Source organism: Desulfovibrio sp. 6_1_46AFAA (genome assembly GCF_000224635.1).
In the GTDB taxonomy this organism is placed as follows: domain Bacteria; phylum Desulfobacterota; class Desulfovibrionia; order Desulfovibrionales; family Desulfovibrionaceae; genus Desulfovibrio; species Desulfovibrio fairfieldensis.
This window is the reverse complement of sequence record NZ_JH114300.1, coordinates 725,156-741,875: the sequence shown is the minus strand read 5'-3', so window position 1 is coordinate 741,875 and position 16,720 is coordinate 725,156. Positions and strand designations below refer to the sequence as shown.

8 protein-coding genes are annotated in these 16,720 nt (G+C 58.7%); all 8 read left to right on the top strand.

What is annotated here, in order from left to right; genetic code table 11:
- Window positions 1-197 precede the first annotated feature (197 nt).
- The 8 genes from HMPREF1022_RS02970 to kdpA all read left to right on the top strand — a co-directional run bounded on the left by HMPREF1022_RS02970 (window position 198) and on the right by kdpA (window position 16,703).
- Window positions 198-5,000 (top strand): VWA domain-containing protein, encoded by a 4,803-nt coding sequence (locus HMPREF1022_RS02970; RefSeq protein ID WP_009301809.1) that lies wholly within the window; start codon window positions 198-200, stop codon window positions 4,998-5,000.
- Window positions 5,001-5,068: 68 nt separating this feature from the next.
- Entirely contained in the window at window positions 5,069-6,262 is a 1,194-nt protein-coding gene (locus HMPREF1022_RS02965; RefSeq protein ID WP_009301807.1) for a glycosyltransferase, read from the top strand.
- A 292-nt stretch (window positions 6,263-6,554) separates the two neighbouring features.
- A complete protein-coding gene (locus HMPREF1022_RS02960) occupies window positions 6,555-7,958 on the top strand; it encodes a TolC family outer membrane protein (RefSeq protein WP_008684658.1) in 1,404 nt (467 codons plus the stop codon).
- Window positions 7,959-8,200: 242 nt separating this feature from the next.
- Entirely contained in the window at window positions 8,201-9,082 is an 882-nt protein-coding gene (locus HMPREF1022_RS16460; RefSeq protein WP_198005304.1) for a GAF domain-containing protein, read from the top strand.
- A gap of 14 nt (window positions 9,083-9,096) precedes the next feature.
- A complete protein-coding gene (locus tag HMPREF1022_RS16455; RefSeq protein WP_156802808.1) occupies window positions 9,097-10,353 on the top strand; it encodes a bifunctional diguanylate cyclase/phosphodiesterase in 1,257 nt (418 codons plus the stop codon).
- Between the two features lie 656 nt (window positions 10,354-11,009).
- Complete coding sequence (ettA, locus tag HMPREF1022_RS02950; RefSeq protein WP_009301804.1) at window positions 11,010-12,692, top strand: energy-dependent translational throttle protein EttA; 1,683 nt, start codon at window positions 11,010-11,012, stop codon at window positions 12,690-12,692.
- Window positions 12,693-12,825: 133 nt separating this feature from the next.
- On the top strand, window positions 12,826-14,367 hold the full coding sequence (locus HMPREF1022_RS02945) for a DUF4139 domain-containing protein (protein ID WP_232221533.1): 1,542 nt from the start codon (window positions 12,826-12,828) through the stop codon (window positions 14,365-14,367).
- A gap of 671 nt (window positions 14,368-15,038) precedes the next feature.
- A complete protein-coding gene (gene kdpA, locus HMPREF1022_RS02940) occupies window positions 15,039-16,703 on the top strand; it encodes a potassium-transporting ATPase subunit KdpA (RefSeq protein WP_009301801.1) in 1,665 nt (554 codons plus the stop codon).
- The last annotated feature ends 17 nt before the right edge of the window (window positions 16,704-16,720 follow it).

The following is a 16,720-nucleotide window of genomic DNA, read 5'->3' as shown; positions in this document are numbered from 1 at the left end:
AGTTTGTCTCTCTCTCTCTCTCTCTCTCTCTCTCTCTCTCTCTCTCTCTCTTAGTGATAGCGCCGCCCGGCGCCCGACCATCGGCCGAAGACACAATGGCCCCGCCTGACCTCACGTCGGGACGGGGTTTTTTGGTGTTCCGTCAATTTTGATGGGCAAGTCTTTGAATTTTAAGTTCTTTATTTCAGGAGCTTATCATGGCCGATATCCTTCTCAGCAAGCCCGCAGCCAATGCCGCGCGGGTCGTTCCCAGCGCGCCCGATACCCGCTTTGTATTCGACTTCCCCGCCAATGCCGCCACATTGAGCCGCGCCGGCGACAATTTGCTGCTTACCTTTGATGACGGCTCAAGTATTGAGCTGACCAATTTCTACACCCAGTATTCCCAGGAAGCCATGCCGGAATTCGTGATTGACGGCACCCTGGTGGCCGGGGCGGACTTTTTCAACGCCTTCGGCCCGGACCTGATGCCGGCCGCCGGTCCGGCGGCCGGAGCGGCCACGCGCGCCGCCCGTTACAATGAATTCGGCGACAGCAGCCTGATGGACGGCATCAACCATCTGGACGGCCTGGATACCGGCTTTGACGGCGCGGCCGTGACGACCCTTGACGAATCGGCCGTGCCTGTGCCCGACGCCCTCAGCGGCGACGGCGCAGCCGGCGATGTCGTGGATCACGGCGTGACGATACGGCCCGTTGATTCCGACGTCGTTGCCGGGAGTGATATCCTCCGCGTTCAGGAAGGCGCGCTGCTGGAAAAAGCGGACACGCCAGCCATCGCTGAGAACACGACAGCCATCGCTAATGGAGCGATGATCATTGACGCGCCTGACGGCGTGGCCGGCATCATTATCGGCGGAGTAACCGTGTTTCAAAACGGCGTTCTGACCGGAGCGCCGGTCCCTACCGATGAGGGCCGTCTTGACGTCACCGGCTTTGACCCCGCCAGCGGACGGCTTGAATACGCCTATACCTTGGAGCGGAGCACCCAGGAGCATACGGAACCCGGCGCTGACGACATCTCTCACGATCTTTCCGTCGTTGTGACTGATACTGACGGCGATGTGGGCTCCGCCACCATTACGGTGGTGATTACCGATGATGTGCCGACGATCAGCGTTGATGCCGGATCAAAGGATGTGGCCTCCGGCTTTGAAGTGACGGGCAGGGTGGAGATCGACTACGGCGCGGACGATGGCGCGGGCAAGTCGCTGACCGTGAATGGGAAGGACGGCCAGACCAGTGATGACGGCAAGCTGAGCTTCAGCCTGGAGAATGGGACGCTGGTATTCGATCCGTCCACGGGGGACTACACATTCAGGGCCGAGGCCAACGTGGACGGTTCTCAGGACCTGAAGTTCACGGTGACGGATGCGGACGGCGACACGGCGGCAACCACGGTGAGGGTGGACATCACCAAGCCCGATGAGCCCGAGTTCACGGGCGAGGTGACGGTCGACGAAAAGGGCCTCGGGGACACGGCGGACACCTCGGAGACGGTGACCTGGAAGGCCCCGGACGGCTATACCGTGGTGGGTATCGAGAGCAATGGCAAGCTGGGCACGACCGAAATCGTGAACGGCGAAGTCCAGTACACGCTCACCAGCGCCATTACGCACGAAACTGTGCAGGGTGCGAACACGGACGATAACGCCGACAGCTTCACGGTGACCATCAAGGACGCGCAGGGCAACACCTACGACGTGACCGTCAATGTGGACGTGGTGGATGACGTGCCGACGATCTCCGCCGCCGACGTCTCCACCTCGCTCACTCCCGGTGATTCCGGCAAAAACCTCCAAGATGTCGACCAGAACATCTCATTTACGGAAGGTGATCCTTCCCAGCCCGTACAGACAAGTTGGTGGGACGGTCAGGTGAATATCAGCGCCGTCAAGGTAAGCTACGAAACCGACGCTCAGGGCAAAGTGATTTACGATCCTGACGGCAAGCCGACAATTAACGATATTGACGGTAATAGCAATTATACTTTGGGGTATAGCTCCTACAAGGGCAATGGCCAGGAAAACGACTATGGCCTTACCGTCAAGGGGGACTACCATGAATGGGAAATAGGTGTTTCCTCTGATGGCACTCCCAGCGAAGGGGTTGTCATTGATTTGGGCGGCAAGCTGGCCTATGGCATGACCATCAACTTCGGCGCGTTTTATAGCGGGGAACCGGGGGCTCAGGGGCAGACGCAGTGGGATCATGTATCCGAAAAGGCTCTGGTCAACTTCTATCGTGGTGGGGAGCTCGTAGCGAGCGTGCTGGTGGAGGGAAACAGTGCAACGGGTGAATTCACGCTGGAGACCTCGGATGTGGTAGCCCAAGGTTTCGACAAGGTAGTGATTTCCTCCGTAGACAACAAAACCTCCAACTTTCCTAATGAAGACAGTGATTTCGTCATTCAGGGCATTGACTTCATCACCAAGCCGGACAACCCGCTCATTGTGACCACGGGCACGGTGAGGGGCGAAAGCGGGGCGGACGGGTTCGCCGACGGTTACGAAAACGCCGTTTTCGACCATGCGACCAACGAAAGCTACACGGTCGTCATCGACGGCAAGGAATACACGGCCACGCTTGATGTGACGACAGGCTCCACGGGCGATTCCATCCTCACGGCCACGCTGGACGGCGACAAGGAGGGCGATGTCCTCTTCTCCGCCACGCTGGACAAGGACGGCAACTGGACCATGGAGCAGTACGAGCAGTTCCAGGTGAAAACGGATGGTGCCGACACGTCCAACATATTCGAACTGAAGTTCGAAACCCGGGACAGCGACGGCGACATTGCCAGTACTTCCGCTAAGGTTCCGCTGGAAGTGGTGGAACAGACGACGACAGAGAGTGGCGACTCCATAAGCAACAGCGATGATGTTATCAACATCGCGGGTGGCGACGGCGTGGCCGGAACCCTCGTTGCCGGGGATACGGGCGGTGTGACCGAAGGACAACAGGTTGGATCCAACTATAACGTCTGCTTTGTGCTGGATACGTCCGGTAGTATGGATGGGGCTGTTTCCAGATATGAAACACGGCTGGATGTGGCGACGCAAAGCATTGAGAACTTCATCAAGAACAGTATCCATGAGGGCGACTTTGTCGGGACCGTAAATTTGGCGGTAGTGCCGTTCGCGAGCGAGGCCGGTTCAGTCATCAAGGTGTCCATCACCAAGACTGCGCAGGGTGAACGTTATACATTCGGAGAAGAAGTATACGACAACTATGCTGACTTCTCGAAAGCCTTCGAGACTAGCCTGGGCAATCTCAATGCAAATGGCGGCACCAACTACGAGGCCGGGTTCTCCAATGCCGCCGATTGGTTCAACGGTTTGGAGGGCACTTCCAATGCCACGGGGAATATCACCTATTTCCTGTCTGACGGCGTGCCGACATACCACGGCACCAGTTCTTATGGTGGCGGCAATTACGCCACGCTGGACGATGTGAAGGGGGCCTGGGACGGCTATCAGGAGCTTCTTGGTTCCGCCGCCAACATGCAGGTCAACGCCATCGGCTTTGGCAAGGATCTTGATGACGAGGCCATGAAGACGCTGGCCATGCTGGATAATACCAGTACCGAGGTGGATGGTGTGCACGGCAATCAGGCCGCTGACGGCTCTCTCTATTACAGCGAGAGGCAGTGGGGGGGGCTGTCGTCCAAAGAGTGGCAGCCTACCCCTGCTGTACCCGGCGGCAACGCCACGCAGGTGACGGACGCCAACGGCTTGGAAGCCGCCTTTGAAAGCGGCTTCACGCCTCCGGCGCTGTCCGACGCGGGTTCCGATACCATTACGGCGGAACGTTCCGCCTCCTCCGGCATCATCTACGGTGACGTGTTGAATACCGACGAGCTGCTGCGTGGGTTGCATACCACTCTTGGAGAGTCTGATCTTGCGAGCACCCTGCCCGCTTACGGTTCCGGTTCCGCAGTGTTTGACTGGCTGGAAAAGAATGCTGAGGCTGATGCACTCGCGAACACCGCCTATGAGGACTGGTCGCAGGACAAGACCAAGGAATATATTCTCCAGCACCATACGGAGCTGGGGTATGAAACCAGAGTGGGTGCCGACGGCAACTTCTATCTGGTGGACCTGGACGGCAATGTCTGGAACCTGGATGGGACGGAGGCAAATGTCAGGCTGGATGATCTGACGGGCCGCGCAGGCGGTGACGACGCCATCACCGGCAGCGCGCACAACGACGTCATCTTCGGTCAGGAAGGCAATGATGTCATTCATGGCGGCGCGGGCCACGACATCCTCCACGGCGGTACGGGCGACGATTTGCTCTTCGGCGACGGGGACACTCTTAACAATGCGAACCTGCTCGACGACCTGGCTACCTATCTGGAAATGTCTTCTGACGACCCGGCGGGCATCATGAGTAAAATCCGTGGGTTGGACGCCCCCTCTCTCGAGGGGCTTGCCAAGAAGGTGGAAGAGTTTGAATCGCCTGCCGACGGCAATGATCAGTTGTACGGCGGGGAGGGCGACGACATCCTCTTCGGCATGGGCGGCAACGACCAGTTGTTCGGTGGTTCCGGCGACGACTACCTTTTCGGGGGCGGCGGCGATGACTACCTGGACGGCGGGTCCGGAGAGGACAAGCTCTACGGCGGTTCCGGCAGCGACATCCTGGTGTACGACTCCAATGACTACCTCGTGGACGGCGGCGAGGGCATCGACTTCCTGGTGGGGAATGGGGCCACGGCTCCAATACTCCACAATAATGGGCAGCAGTATGTGGAAAACATCGAGGTCTTCATTGATACCGGGATGGATCTGCAAAGCATGGAGGATCTGAAAGATCAGCTCGGCATTGCCGTCGAGGATGGAAAGGTCACGGGCCTGGATGCTGACAGTGGCTGGAACCGCTCTACTACTGTTACCGCTCCCGACGGCTATGCGGCCTATGAGCATTCCGGCAGCGGCGGCAGTGTCGATGCGACCATTCTGGTCGCCACGAAGGTCATGGAGAGCGACAACGGCTGATTGCCGGGAAAGGGTCGGGGCGGCCGTTGTCGGCCGCCCCGGCGGATCATCTGATTTTTGGGGACACTATGCGCATCCTCTTTCTCAATGATACCTTTCCGGGCAGGTACGGGACGCTTGCCGCCTGTTTTGCCGCGAACCCTGAAAACGAGGTTCTGTTTGCCTCCAGTTACTGCCGCCAGGGTTTTTCCCTGCCGGGGGTGCGCCGGGTATTGCTGAAAAATACCCGCGAACGCGGACAGGGCAATGGCAGTGATGCGTTCGAGCAGGGGTGGGGCCGGGCTCTGAAGGTGGGAAAACTGACATTTTCATCTCTTCGGAAACTGCGGGAGACGGACTTCACGCCGGATATGGTCCTGTCTTCATCCGCCAAGGGACATGCGCTTTTTTTCAGACGGGTCTTTCCGGAAGCGTTTCTTGTCACCTACCTGGACGACTCTTTTTCCTCCAGCAGCGCGGTGGACCGCTATTCGGACAAAATGCTGCTGCACCATTTCATGCAAAGCGCCAGTCTGACGCAAAGCCAGGCTTTTTTTGTCTTCTGCGAAGGTCAGAAAAAGTATTTTCCAAGTTTTATGCGGAATGCCATTGAAGTCGTTCCCGTTTCTGTGGATACGGATTTTTTTTCCGCAACGCGCGCCGGACCGTTTTATCACGAAGGCGTGAATCTTTCCGCCATGCCGGAGCTGGTGTCTTTCAGTGTGACAAGCAGGAAATCCGCGCAAGATACGGCGCTGTGGTCCCTGGTTATGGCGCTGCTGGTCCACCGCCCGCAATGTCATGTCGTTCTGAGCTGTTGCGGCGCGGAGACCCGTGCGCAGCTTGAGACCGTGGCGTCGCGTCTGTGCGGAAAAGAGGCATCCCGTCTGCATGTCATGGGCTTCCTGCCCCTGCGGGAGTATCGGGATCTGTTGTGCGCGTCCACTGTTCATGTTCGTCTTGAGACGGCGGACGTTCGTGAGGGTGAACTGCTTGAAATCATGAGTTGCGAAACGTTGCTGCTGACTCCTCACCAGGACGGAACCGCCGGACTTCTGAGGCACGGCGAAAATATGTTTATCTGCCCGCCAAGCGACCCGGAAGAGCGATATCGCTGCATTTCCGATCTGCTGGAAAGGCCCGAGATCCTCGGTGTCCTGCGGGCCAACGCCCGCAAGACAGCGCTGGCTTTTCGTCGGCAGGATATTCTGCCGCGCCATGTCACGCGCCTGATAACAGCATATCGGCAGTGGAAAAATAAAAATTTATGCAGCGCCTTCTGAGGCGTCTCCAACTGCTTCACCATACATCGGGGCCTTTCTTACAGGCCGGCCCGGCGGTTGATCAGTGAATCGGCCTGCACTTGTTATGGGAACGGAAGCTGATCTTTTGAGAGAACGGCATCAGTTATTGTAATTTTTCAGCAAAGCGCCTTACTGAAATGTTGATGAACGGCATGCCGTTGCGACGCGGAACTGACGGACCCCGTCTGTTCCGGCGGTAATGTGGGCCATGGGGGTCGGCATGCCATCAGCGGGAAAGCCACCAAACGGTTTTTCCATATAGGAGCGAATCGTGAAGCGACTCTTCCTTTTTCTTTCCGTTCTGATTTTGCTGTTCCCCATTGCGGTCCCGGCGGCGGAAGCCGCCTACCCGCCGCCGCCTCCGCCCGGCCAGCCCATAACCGTCGAGGACACGGTGTACGGCGTTCTGCGCACGCACCGCAGTTTGCGCGGCATGCTGGAAAATCGCCAGGTGCTGGAGCATGAGGTGGACCGGGCCAAAGCCGGTTTCGGTCCGCGCGTGGACGTCACCGGCCGGGCCGGCGGCAGCATTTTGAGCGATTCCACCACCAGAGGCCAGAATCTGGACGAGCAGATGTGGGGCCTGGCCGGTGTCAGCGCCAAGCTGGTACAGCCCATCTGGGACGGCTTCGCCACCCGTTCGCGCGTGCGCAGCGCGCAATCCACTCTCGATTCGGTCAAGTCGCGGGTGTTCGACACCGCCACCTCTCTTTCCCTGGACGGCATCATTGCCCATATTGACCTGCTGCGCCGCCGTACCATCTACGAGTTGTCCGAGAAAAACGTGGCCCAGCACAAGGCCATTCTGGGGCAGGCCCAGGACCGCGCCAATATGGGCGCGGATACGGCGGCCGATGTGAGTCAGGCGCAGTCGCGCCTTCAACGCGCCCTGTCGAGCCTTTCCGAAGCCAGGGCTTCCCTGTTGGTGGCCGAGGAGACCTACACCCGGCTGACCGGCATGCCGGCCATCGGCAAACTGACCCCAGTGACCATGCCGCCTGAAATCTTCAAGGGCCCTGAACCGGTTTTTGAGCTGGCCGAGAAGAACAATCCCAAGCTGGCGGCCTACATGCAGGACATCCGGGCCGCCAGGGCCGAGCGGGAACTGGCGGATTCCGCCTTTTACCCCACCTTCAACCTGGAGGCCGGGCCGGACTATACAGACCGGGGCGGCAGCAGCGACCGCTGGATCTACAGCTTCGACGTGCTGGGCACCGTGCGCTGGAACATCTTTAACAGCGGGGCCGACCTGGCTGAACGGAAGGCCGCTTCGGCGCGCATCCGCCAGTCGCGTCAGGTAATGTACAACTACGCCGATGATCTCAAGCTGGATATCGAGAGCACCTGGACCAACTATCAGGCCGCCCAGGAGCAGTACAAGCATTACTCCAAGGCCATCGAATACAATAAATACACCCGCACCGCCTATCTGGAGCAGTTCCAGATAGGCAGGCGCAGCCTGCTGGACGTGCTGGACACGGAAAACGAGCTGTACAACTCATCCACTCAGGCGGAAACCGCGCGCGGCAATATCCTGGTGGGCGCATACAGACTATGTGCGCTCACCGGCAATCTGCTGCCGCAGATGTCCGTAAACACCGGGCCGCTGGGGCAAAAGCCTCCGGAGGACCGCGAGGATCCGCGCGAGGTGTTCGCGCCCGGTTGGTTCAAGTAAGAGGGATTCAGCCCGGCGGTGCACATCGCCGGGCTGAATCCGGATGTTGCGGGAACGGCCGCGCGCAGCCGATGAATCCGAGGCGTGCGGGCTGGGGTATTGCGCGCCCGCTCAAAGGCGGGCCACGCTGCATTACGTGGTATCGTCTTTCTCCCGAAAGGCGCGGGTTTTCGGCGGGGAGATTGATGGCGTGCGACGGGCATGAAGCGTCGGGAGCGCTTTCGCAAACCAGGCTGCCCAAAATGAAGCAGGCAATCATGACGTATGAAGAGTATTCAGCCCTGGTGATGGATGTCAGCGACTGCATCTGCTATATTGCGGATCCTGTCACCTACGACCTTCTCTATGTCAACCGGAAAGGGCAGAGGCTTCTCGGCCTGCCTGATGGGTTCCCTCAGGACAAATGCTACAGAATCCTTCAAGGCAAGGATTCCGTTTGCGAATTCTGTACCAATGCGCTGCTGTCGCCGGGGCGTTTTCATACATGGGAATTCTACAATCCGAAACTTGCCCGCCATTTTTTTATCCGCGACACCTTGATCGAACATAAAGACAAAAAATTGCGATTGGAGTTCTGCTTCGACATAACCGACCGCAAGCGCGAGGAGATGAAGCTCAAGTCACGCCTGTCTCTGGAAAAAACCTTGGTGCATTGCATTTACACCTTGGCTGGAGAAAAAAATATCCGGCATGCCATGGACAGCCTGTTCTCCATCGTGGGGACATATTATAATGCTCAGCGAGTCTATCTTTTTGAATTCAATGAATCCAAGCAGACCATGGACAATACCTACGAGTGGTGTAGAGCGGGCGCGCCCGGCGAAATCGACAAACTGCAAAGCGTTCCACTGCATTACGCGACCCCTTGGATCAAGCGCCTCGAGACGGACGGGATCATTGTCATCAATTCGCTCAAGGGTGGACACGAATGGAATTTTATGGAGTGCCATGACGTGGAGCAGCAGGGCGTCCACAGCTTGATGGCTGTTCCTCTGCGCGCGGAGAAAAAGATCATCGGCTTTCTGGGGGTGGATAATCCTGCTGCCAATCTGGAGGACACCCGCCTGCTGCTCTCTCTCTTCCTTTCTTTGTGCAGGACCATCTGGAAAAACGTCGGCTGCTGAGCAGCCTGGAGGACATGAGCTATATCGACAAGCTGACCGGCCTCCATAATCGCAATAAGTATATGGCCGTCCTGGAGGCATTGAAAAACGAGCCTTCTTCCGTGGGGATCATCTTTGCGGACATCAACGGGCTGAAGGCAGTTAACGATACTTACAGCCATGAATTCGGCGACAGGCTCATCAAAAGGGCCGCCGAGATATTGCAAGGATTGTTCTCTTCCGACGTCTTCCGCATAGGCGGCGATGAGTTTGTGGTCCTGTGCCGTGGGATGGCGCGTCAGGTCTTTGAAGAAAAAATTAGGGAGCTATGCAGACAGAGAGAAGAGGAGCAAGGGGCCAGCCTGGCTGTCGGCAGCGCGTGGAGCGGGGATGGCCGGGATATTGCCAGGCAGCTCGCGGAGGCCGAGGAGCTGATGTATCAGGACAAGGAGCGTTATCGTCTGTACCGGCAGGGCAATGGGCAAAGATATAGCGCGGACAAGGCGCTGTCGCTGCAAAAGGATATCAGATCCGGCTGCCTTGTCGTGCACCTGCAACCACAGATTTCGCTGCTGGACGGGAAACTGATAGGAGCGGAAGCTCTTGTGCGGCGCAAAGACGCCGCCGGGAATTTTATTTTCCCCTCGCGGCTCATTCGTTTCTACGAAAAGCACGGCATAGTCAGGCATCTGGACTTGTTTGTGTTGGAAACGGCCTGCGCCTATCTGGCCAAATTTAAACGAAAAAACTGTTTTCTTCCGATTTCGGTGAATCTTTCTCATATGACGCTGGGCGAAGAAAATTTTGTGGAAAACATCAAAACGCTGTGCATAACATATGACACAGCGCCTTCGCTACTGTGTTTAGAAGTGACGGAACATATTAGAAAAATAGGAGAAAAACAACTCGAAGAGCTTATTTTACGTTTGCGCGGGGAAGGTTTTTCCATTTCTCTGAGCAACTTCGGTTCCGAATATTCCTCGTTGTCCCTTGCGGCAGGCATAGATTTCAGCGAGATAAAGCTCGACAAAACTCTGCTCAGGCAGATAACAAAATTTTCCAACCCCAGAGCCATGGAACGCTTGCTCAATATCTGTCGCCTTATGGATCAGGCAAAAATCCTGGCGGAGGGAATAGAGTCCGAGAAACAAAAAAATCTTCTGATTGAACATCAGTGTTTGTATGGTCAGGGCTATCTGTTCTCAAGGGCTATTCCAATTGATGACTTTTTGAAAATGTATGATGAACGAAATAAATCTGAACGGATCATCGCTGATTCTCAGAAAGATTAAAGCAAATTTTTTATTTTTGGTATTGAAAGGCCCGTGGTCTGACCAGGGGCATTTTTTTATGGAAGAGGCAGGCTCGAACCCGCACAACTCCGATACGGAGGCATGAAATACTCGAAAAGAGTCACGGCTGCCTTGAAAGTAGAATCATAGAGACGGCAAGTGTGCTTCCGGGTATCCTGCCTGACCCGGGATCAGGCAGATATTTCGCATCCGGCGCATAGAGGCGGGAAAAGATGAGCGTGGGGAACAATGCTGCGGCATAACCAGCCAGTCCTCCCGCGAGATTGCCCACGCCCGGCTGTTGTCTCCTGTCCGGGAACATTGGGAACTAACCGTCTTCATTACATCCGGGACACAGCGTTCAGCGCGATACCGGGGGTAAGCGCAGGGTCTGGCGGCGGTCCGCAATGCGACGATAGCGCTATTGCGCGGCCAGGGCGCGGAGAATATCGCCGAAGCTGTGGAGATTGCGCGGGGCAGCCGGAGCGGGCATTACGCCCCGTGGCATACAGGAGAACGGATTGATCCTGGGACACGAGCGACTGCCTTGAAAATCGTTCTGGTCCCGGCTATCATGATTCTTTACATCCGGGCCAGACGGACGCGCCGTAAGCTATTCCCGCCCGCGCGCCGTGGTCCCAGACTCTGAGGAGCCTATGAGCAACGAACCGGACAAGATTATTTATTCCATGATCCGCGTGTCCAAGCGCCACGGCCAGAAGGAAGTGCTGAAAGACATTTCGCTTTCCTATTTTTACGGGGCCAAGATCGGCGTGCTGGGCCTCAACGGCGCGGGCAAGTCCAGCCTGTTGAAAATTCTGGCCGGTGTGGACCAGGCCTTTGACGGCAAAACCGTGCTGGCCCCCGGCTATACCATCGGTTATCTGGAGCAGGAGCCCCTGGCCGGTGAAACGCGCACTGTGCGCGAAGTGGTGGAGGAGGGCGTCAGCGACCTTGCGGCCATCGCCAGGGAGTTTGAGGAAATCAACGCCAAATTCGCCGAGCCCATGGAGCCGGAGGAGATGGACGCCCTCATCGCCAGGCAGGCCGAAGTGCAGGAGCAGATGGACGCCAAGGGCGTCTGGGATCTGGAATCCCGCCTGGAAATGGCCATGGACGCCCTGCGCTGCCCGCCGGGCGACATGCCGGTGGAGCAGATTTCCGGCGGCGAACGCCGCCGCGTGGCCCTTTGCCGCCTGCTGCTCCAGAATCCCGACATTCTGCTCCTGGACGAACCCACCAACCACCTGGACGCCGAGTCCGTGGCCTGGCTGGAGCGCTATTTGTCCACCTTCCCGGGCACGGTCATCGCCGTGACCCACGACCGCTATTTTCTGGACAACGTGGCGGGCTGGATTCTGGAACTGGACCGGGGCCGGGGCATCCCCTGGAAGGGCAATTATTCCTCCTGGCTGGAGCAGAAGCAGAAACGTCTGGCCGGTGAGGAAAAGGCCGAGGCCGAGCGCCAGAAAACCCTGTCCCGCGAGTTGGAATGGATCCGCATGTCGCCCAAGGGCCGTCACGCCAAGGGCAAGGCCAGAATCAATGCCTACGAGGCCATGCTTTCGCATGAGAGCGAAAAGCGCGCCCCTGATCTGGAAATCTACATTCCGCCGGGACCGCGCCTGGGCAAGAGCGTCATTGAGCTCAAGGACGTGAGCAAGAGCATGGGCGACCGGCTGCTCATGGACAAAGCCGAGGCCCTGATTCCGGCGGGCGCCATTGTGGGCATCATCGGCCCCAACGGCGCGGGCAAGACCACCTTGTTCAAGATGCTGGTGGGGCAGGAGAAGCCGGATTCCGGCAGCCTGAGCGTGGGCGAAACCGTGGAGTTCGCCTATGTGGACCAGGGGCGTGAATCGCTCACGCCCGGCAAGACCGTCTATGAGCTGATCAGCGACGGGCAGGAGGCCATCCGGCTCGGCGGGCGCGAAGTCAACGCGCGGGCCTATTGCACACGCTTCAATTTCCACGGCGCTGATCAACAGAAAAAGGTGGACATGCTCTCCGGCGGCGAACGCAATCGCCTGCATCTGGCCCGCATGCTCAAGTCCGGGGCCAATGTGCTGCTTCTGGACGAACCCACCAACGATATCGACGTGAACACCATGCGCGCCCTGGAAGACGCCCTGGACAACTTCGCGGGCTGCGTGCTGGTTATCAGCCATGACCGCTGGTTTCTGGACCGTGTGGCGACCCACATCATGGCCTTTGAAGGCGATTCCAGCGTGGCTTTTTTTGAAGGCAATTTCACGGAGTATGAGGAAGACCGCAAAAAGCGCCTGGGCAAGGATGCCGAGACGCCGCATCGACTCAAATTCCGCAAACTGACACGATGACGGCCCGTTCGGCGTCTGACTGTAAAAGGCCGGGCGCGACGGCGGAAGCCGTGGAGGATCAATGTATACGACTATGACAATGGTATGGCGGCGGCCCGGCATTTTGTCCCGGGGCCTGCTGTCAGGCCTTCTTTTGGGCCAGCTGTTTTGCCTGTTCCTTGCCGGGCAGGCCGCGGCCGCCGAAAACGCCCCGGAGGTTCAAAACGCCCCGGCCACGTTGGCCAATCCGGTTTCAGCCCTGCTGTCGCCCGGCGGCGGGCTGCTTGACGTGGAGGAAAACGCGCCGGTCACGACCAAAGACGGCGTGAGCGTGCTGCAGTTTGTGATTCCCGGCGACGCGGAGAACCTGCAACTGGCCGTGCCCGGCCAGAGCGTGGCCCGCTGGAGCGCCGCGCCGCAGCCCCTGGAACAGGACGGCGGCCTGGCCCGGCTGCGCGAGGATCTGTTGGCCAAACGCGCCCGCCTGGCCGGGCAGCTGACCGCCGTGAGCGCGCGACTGGCGCTCTGGCAGGCCAAGCCGGAAACCATCACCCTGCAGGAGCTGGAACAGCGCGAAAGAAAAATGCAGGATGTGATTCCCGCCCTGGGCCGGGAACAGGCGGATCTGGAACGCCGCCTGAAGCTCCTGCAGCAGGAAGTGGAACGTCTGCCCGCCAGCCCGGAGCTGGGGCAGCGGATCAGCGTCACCCTGCAAAAGGCCGTGTCCGGCGTGGAGAAACTGCCTGTCCGCTACAGCTATACCTTGAGCAACTGCGGCTGGCAGCCGATCTATAATTTCAATGCCCAGCCGGAAAAGGGCGACGGCGATATCATCGACGTGCGGCTCATGGCCGAGGTCTGGCAGTTCACGGGCATGGACTGGCACAATACCAAGCTGACCCTGGCGACGCGCGGCAACGGCCCGCGCGAGCCCGCCCCCCTGCCGCGCTGGGTGGTGGATTCCTCCCCCAAGCCGGAGCCCAAGCCCGTGCCCATGGTTATGATGGCCCCGCGCAAAGCCGCTACCATGGATCTGGCCGCTGAAGACGGTCCCGCGCAGGCCAACGCGCCGGTGGACCTGGACGCCAGCGGCGTGTATGCCACCTGGACCTTGGCCGCGCGTGGCCTGCCCGAAGGCCGTTCGCGCCTGTTGATCACCGCCGACGCCTGGAAGGCCCCCCTGCAATGGCTGGCCCGGCCCAGCGTGGGCGACAGCCGCGTCTGGCTGATGGCTAAATATGTTCTGCCGCCGCAGCAGGCCTGGCCGGAAGGTCAGGCGGAATACAGCGTGGACGGCCAGAGCGTGGGCCAGGGCCTGTTCCGCCCGCGCGGCGGCGAGGCCACCCTTTTCTTCGGCGCGGACCCGCGTGTCAGCGTAACCACCACGGCGGACAGCAGAAAGCGCGGCGAAAGCGGCTTTATCGACAAAAGCAAGAACTGGACCTGGGCCTGGACCTACACTCTGACCAACAGCCACTCCAAGGCCCTGACCGTGCGTCTGGAGCGCCCGGCTCCCATGATCGTGGACCAGAGCGTTAGTGTGAGCTATGACGATACCCCGCCCTCCCAAAAGGACGAGAAGAAGCATATGCTCTTCTGGGAAGTGAAGGTGCCCGCCGACGGCAAGGCCAGCGTGCATCACAGCGTGACCATTTCGTCGCCGACCAAGCTGCCGTTGTTGCCTGACGCCCCTTAGGGGCTGTGCCTGAATGTGGCAGCGTTTCAAAGGCAATCTGCATTTAGAGCATTTCAACGTTGAAATGCTCCAACGCCGAACACGGTGAGGCGCGCCGCAACGCGGCGTGGATTCCGGAAAAAACCGCGTTTGTTGCCGGAATGATTCCTTTGAAACGTGTAGCGTTTCAAAGGCAATCTGCTTAGACCGATCAGCTTTCTCATTCTGTTTCCCGACGCGCGTCGTCCCTTGTGGGCGACGCGCGTTTTGCGTTTTCAATAGTGCCGGATCTTTTCCTTCGTCTTCCCCGTGACGCTCCCCACCGCCTTACATTTTGTAATCCGGACTTCATCGGAGGTTACAAAATGTAAGATTTTTCCACACCGGGGAAATTATATCTATTTGAAATACAACATAAATTATGTTTGGTACAAGCCTTGCTCAGAGTGGAGACGCGCCGGGCCGACGCCGGGCGCGATCACTGACGTAAGGAGGAATCATGTTTGTCATCTGTTTAGTGCTGGGGCTGACCGTCTTCGCCGGTATGGCCCTGCTGACCCTGGCCTGTGCCAAATTGTAAGAAGAAAATGGAGAGCATCATGTTGTATGTTTCGGGGCTGGCATTGCTGTTCTGCATTGCCTATCTCGTCTGGGTCATTCTGAATACGGAAAAACTGTAGGAGAAGGCGGCCATGCTGTATGTGTTTCTGCTGGTGGCGCTCTGCGTCGTCGTGTCCTGGCCCATCGGCAAGATGGCGACCTGGGCCATGAGCGATCCGGTTTCGGATCGCGGCTTCCGGCGTGCCGTCGAAAACCTGTTTGTGAAGTGCGGCGGCAATGTTGTCAGAGGGCAACAGAATTGGAAGCAGTATGCTTTGTCGATGTTGCTGTTCAACGCCTTGATTTTTACGTTCATTTACCTGGTGTTGGGCACGCAGCAGTGGTTGCCGCTCAATCCCGACGGCAAGGGCGCTCTGGAGGGCAGCCTGATCTTCAACACCACGGCTTCCTTCACCTCCAACACCAATTTGCAGCACTATTCCGGCGAACAGGCGCTCAGTTATATCGGACAGTTCGCCCTGATGTTTCTGCAATACCTGACTCCGGCCACGGGTTTGGCCTGCTTGGCGGCCCTGGCGCGCGGCCTGTCCGGCAAGGTGCTGATGGGCAATTTTTACGCCGACGTGATGCGGGCCACCTTTCTGGTGCTGCTGCCCCTCTGCCTGGTCACGGCCAGCATGCTGGTGCTGGGCGGCGTGATCATGACGTTTGACGGCTCCGTGGTCGCCCAGACCTTGGAGGGGGCCAAGCAGATTATTGCCCGTGGCCCGGTAGCGGCTTTTGTGACGATTAAGCAACTGGGCACCAACGGCGGCGGCTTTTTCGGGCCAAACTCCACGCATCCTTTTGAAAACGCGAGCTTTTTCACAAACTTCATCGAGACCATGTCCATCATCGTCATCCCCATGGCCTGTGTCTGGATGTTCGGGCGGCTTACGGGCCGCATGAAGCATGCGGCCGTGATTTTCGCGGTGATGCTGAGCCTGCTCTGCGTCAAGCTGGGTTGCGCCGTATATTTTGAAAGCGCGCCGTCCGCCGCCTTCCATGGCCTGGATATTGAGAACAGCTCCAATCTGGAAGGCAAGGAACTGCGTTACGGCACCAGCGGGGGACCGGCCTGGAGCATCATCACCACGGCCACCAGCAACGGTTCGGTCAACGCCATGCACGACAGCCTGAACCCGCTGGCCGGGCTCATGCCCATGATCGGCATGTGGCTCAACGTGGTCTTCGGCGGCGTGGGCGTGGGCTTCATCAATATGTTCCTTTACATCATCGTGGGCGTGTTCATCAGCGGCATGATGGTGGGGCGCACGCCGGAATACTTGGGCCGCAAAGTGGAAACACGCGAGATGAAGCTGGCTCTGCTGGCTATTCTGGCCCATCCCTTCTTCATCCTGGGCGGCACAGCCCTGTTCGCGGCCACGTCCTGGGGCGCGGATACCGTGGCCAACGCGGGCTTCCACGGTTTTTCCGAAATTCTGTACGAATTCACCTCCTCGGCAGCCAATAACGGCTCCGGCTTCGAGGGCCTGGGCGACAACACCGTGCCCTGGAATATCGCCACCGGCCTGGTCATGCTGCTGGCCCGCTATATTCCGATCATTCTGCCCCTGGCCATGGTCGGTTCCCTGGCGGCCAAGACGCCCGCGCCCGAAACCGCGGGCACGCTGCGCACCGACACGCTGCTCTTCGGCGGCGTGCTGCTGGGATGCGTGCTCATCGTGGGCGCGCTGCTCTTCATGCCCGTGGCCGTGCTGGGGCCCATCGCCGATCATTTGTCCGTCATGCGTTAGGCGCTGAGAATAGCTAC

What these genes read in the sequence shown, in the direction of transcription:
- HMPREF1022_RS02970 (WP_009301809.1), top strand. Translation starts at nt 198, where the DNA reads ATGGCCGATATCCTTCTCAGCAAGCCCGCAGCCAATGCCGCGCGGGTC.
- HMPREF1022_RS16460 (WP_198005304.1), top strand. Translation starts at nt 8,201, where the DNA reads ATGAAGCAGGCAATCATGACGTATGAAGAGTATTCAGCCCTGGTGATG.
- HMPREF1022_RS16455 (WP_156802808.1), top strand. Translation starts at nt 9,097, where the DNA reads ATGAGCTATATCGACAAGCTGACCGGCCTCCATAATCGCAATAAGTAT.
- ettA (WP_009301804.1), top strand. Translation starts at nt 11,010, where the DNA reads ATGAGCAACGAACCGGACAAGATTATTTATTCCATGATCCGCGTGTCC.
- HMPREF1022_RS02965 (WP_009301807.1), top strand. Translation starts at nt 5,069, where the DNA reads ATGCGCATCCTCTTTCTCAATGATACCTTTCCGGGCAGGTACGGGACG.
- kdpA (WP_009301801.1), top strand. Translation starts at nt 15,039, where the DNA reads ATGCTGTATGTGTTTCTGCTGGTGGCGCTCTGCGTCGTCGTGTCCTGG.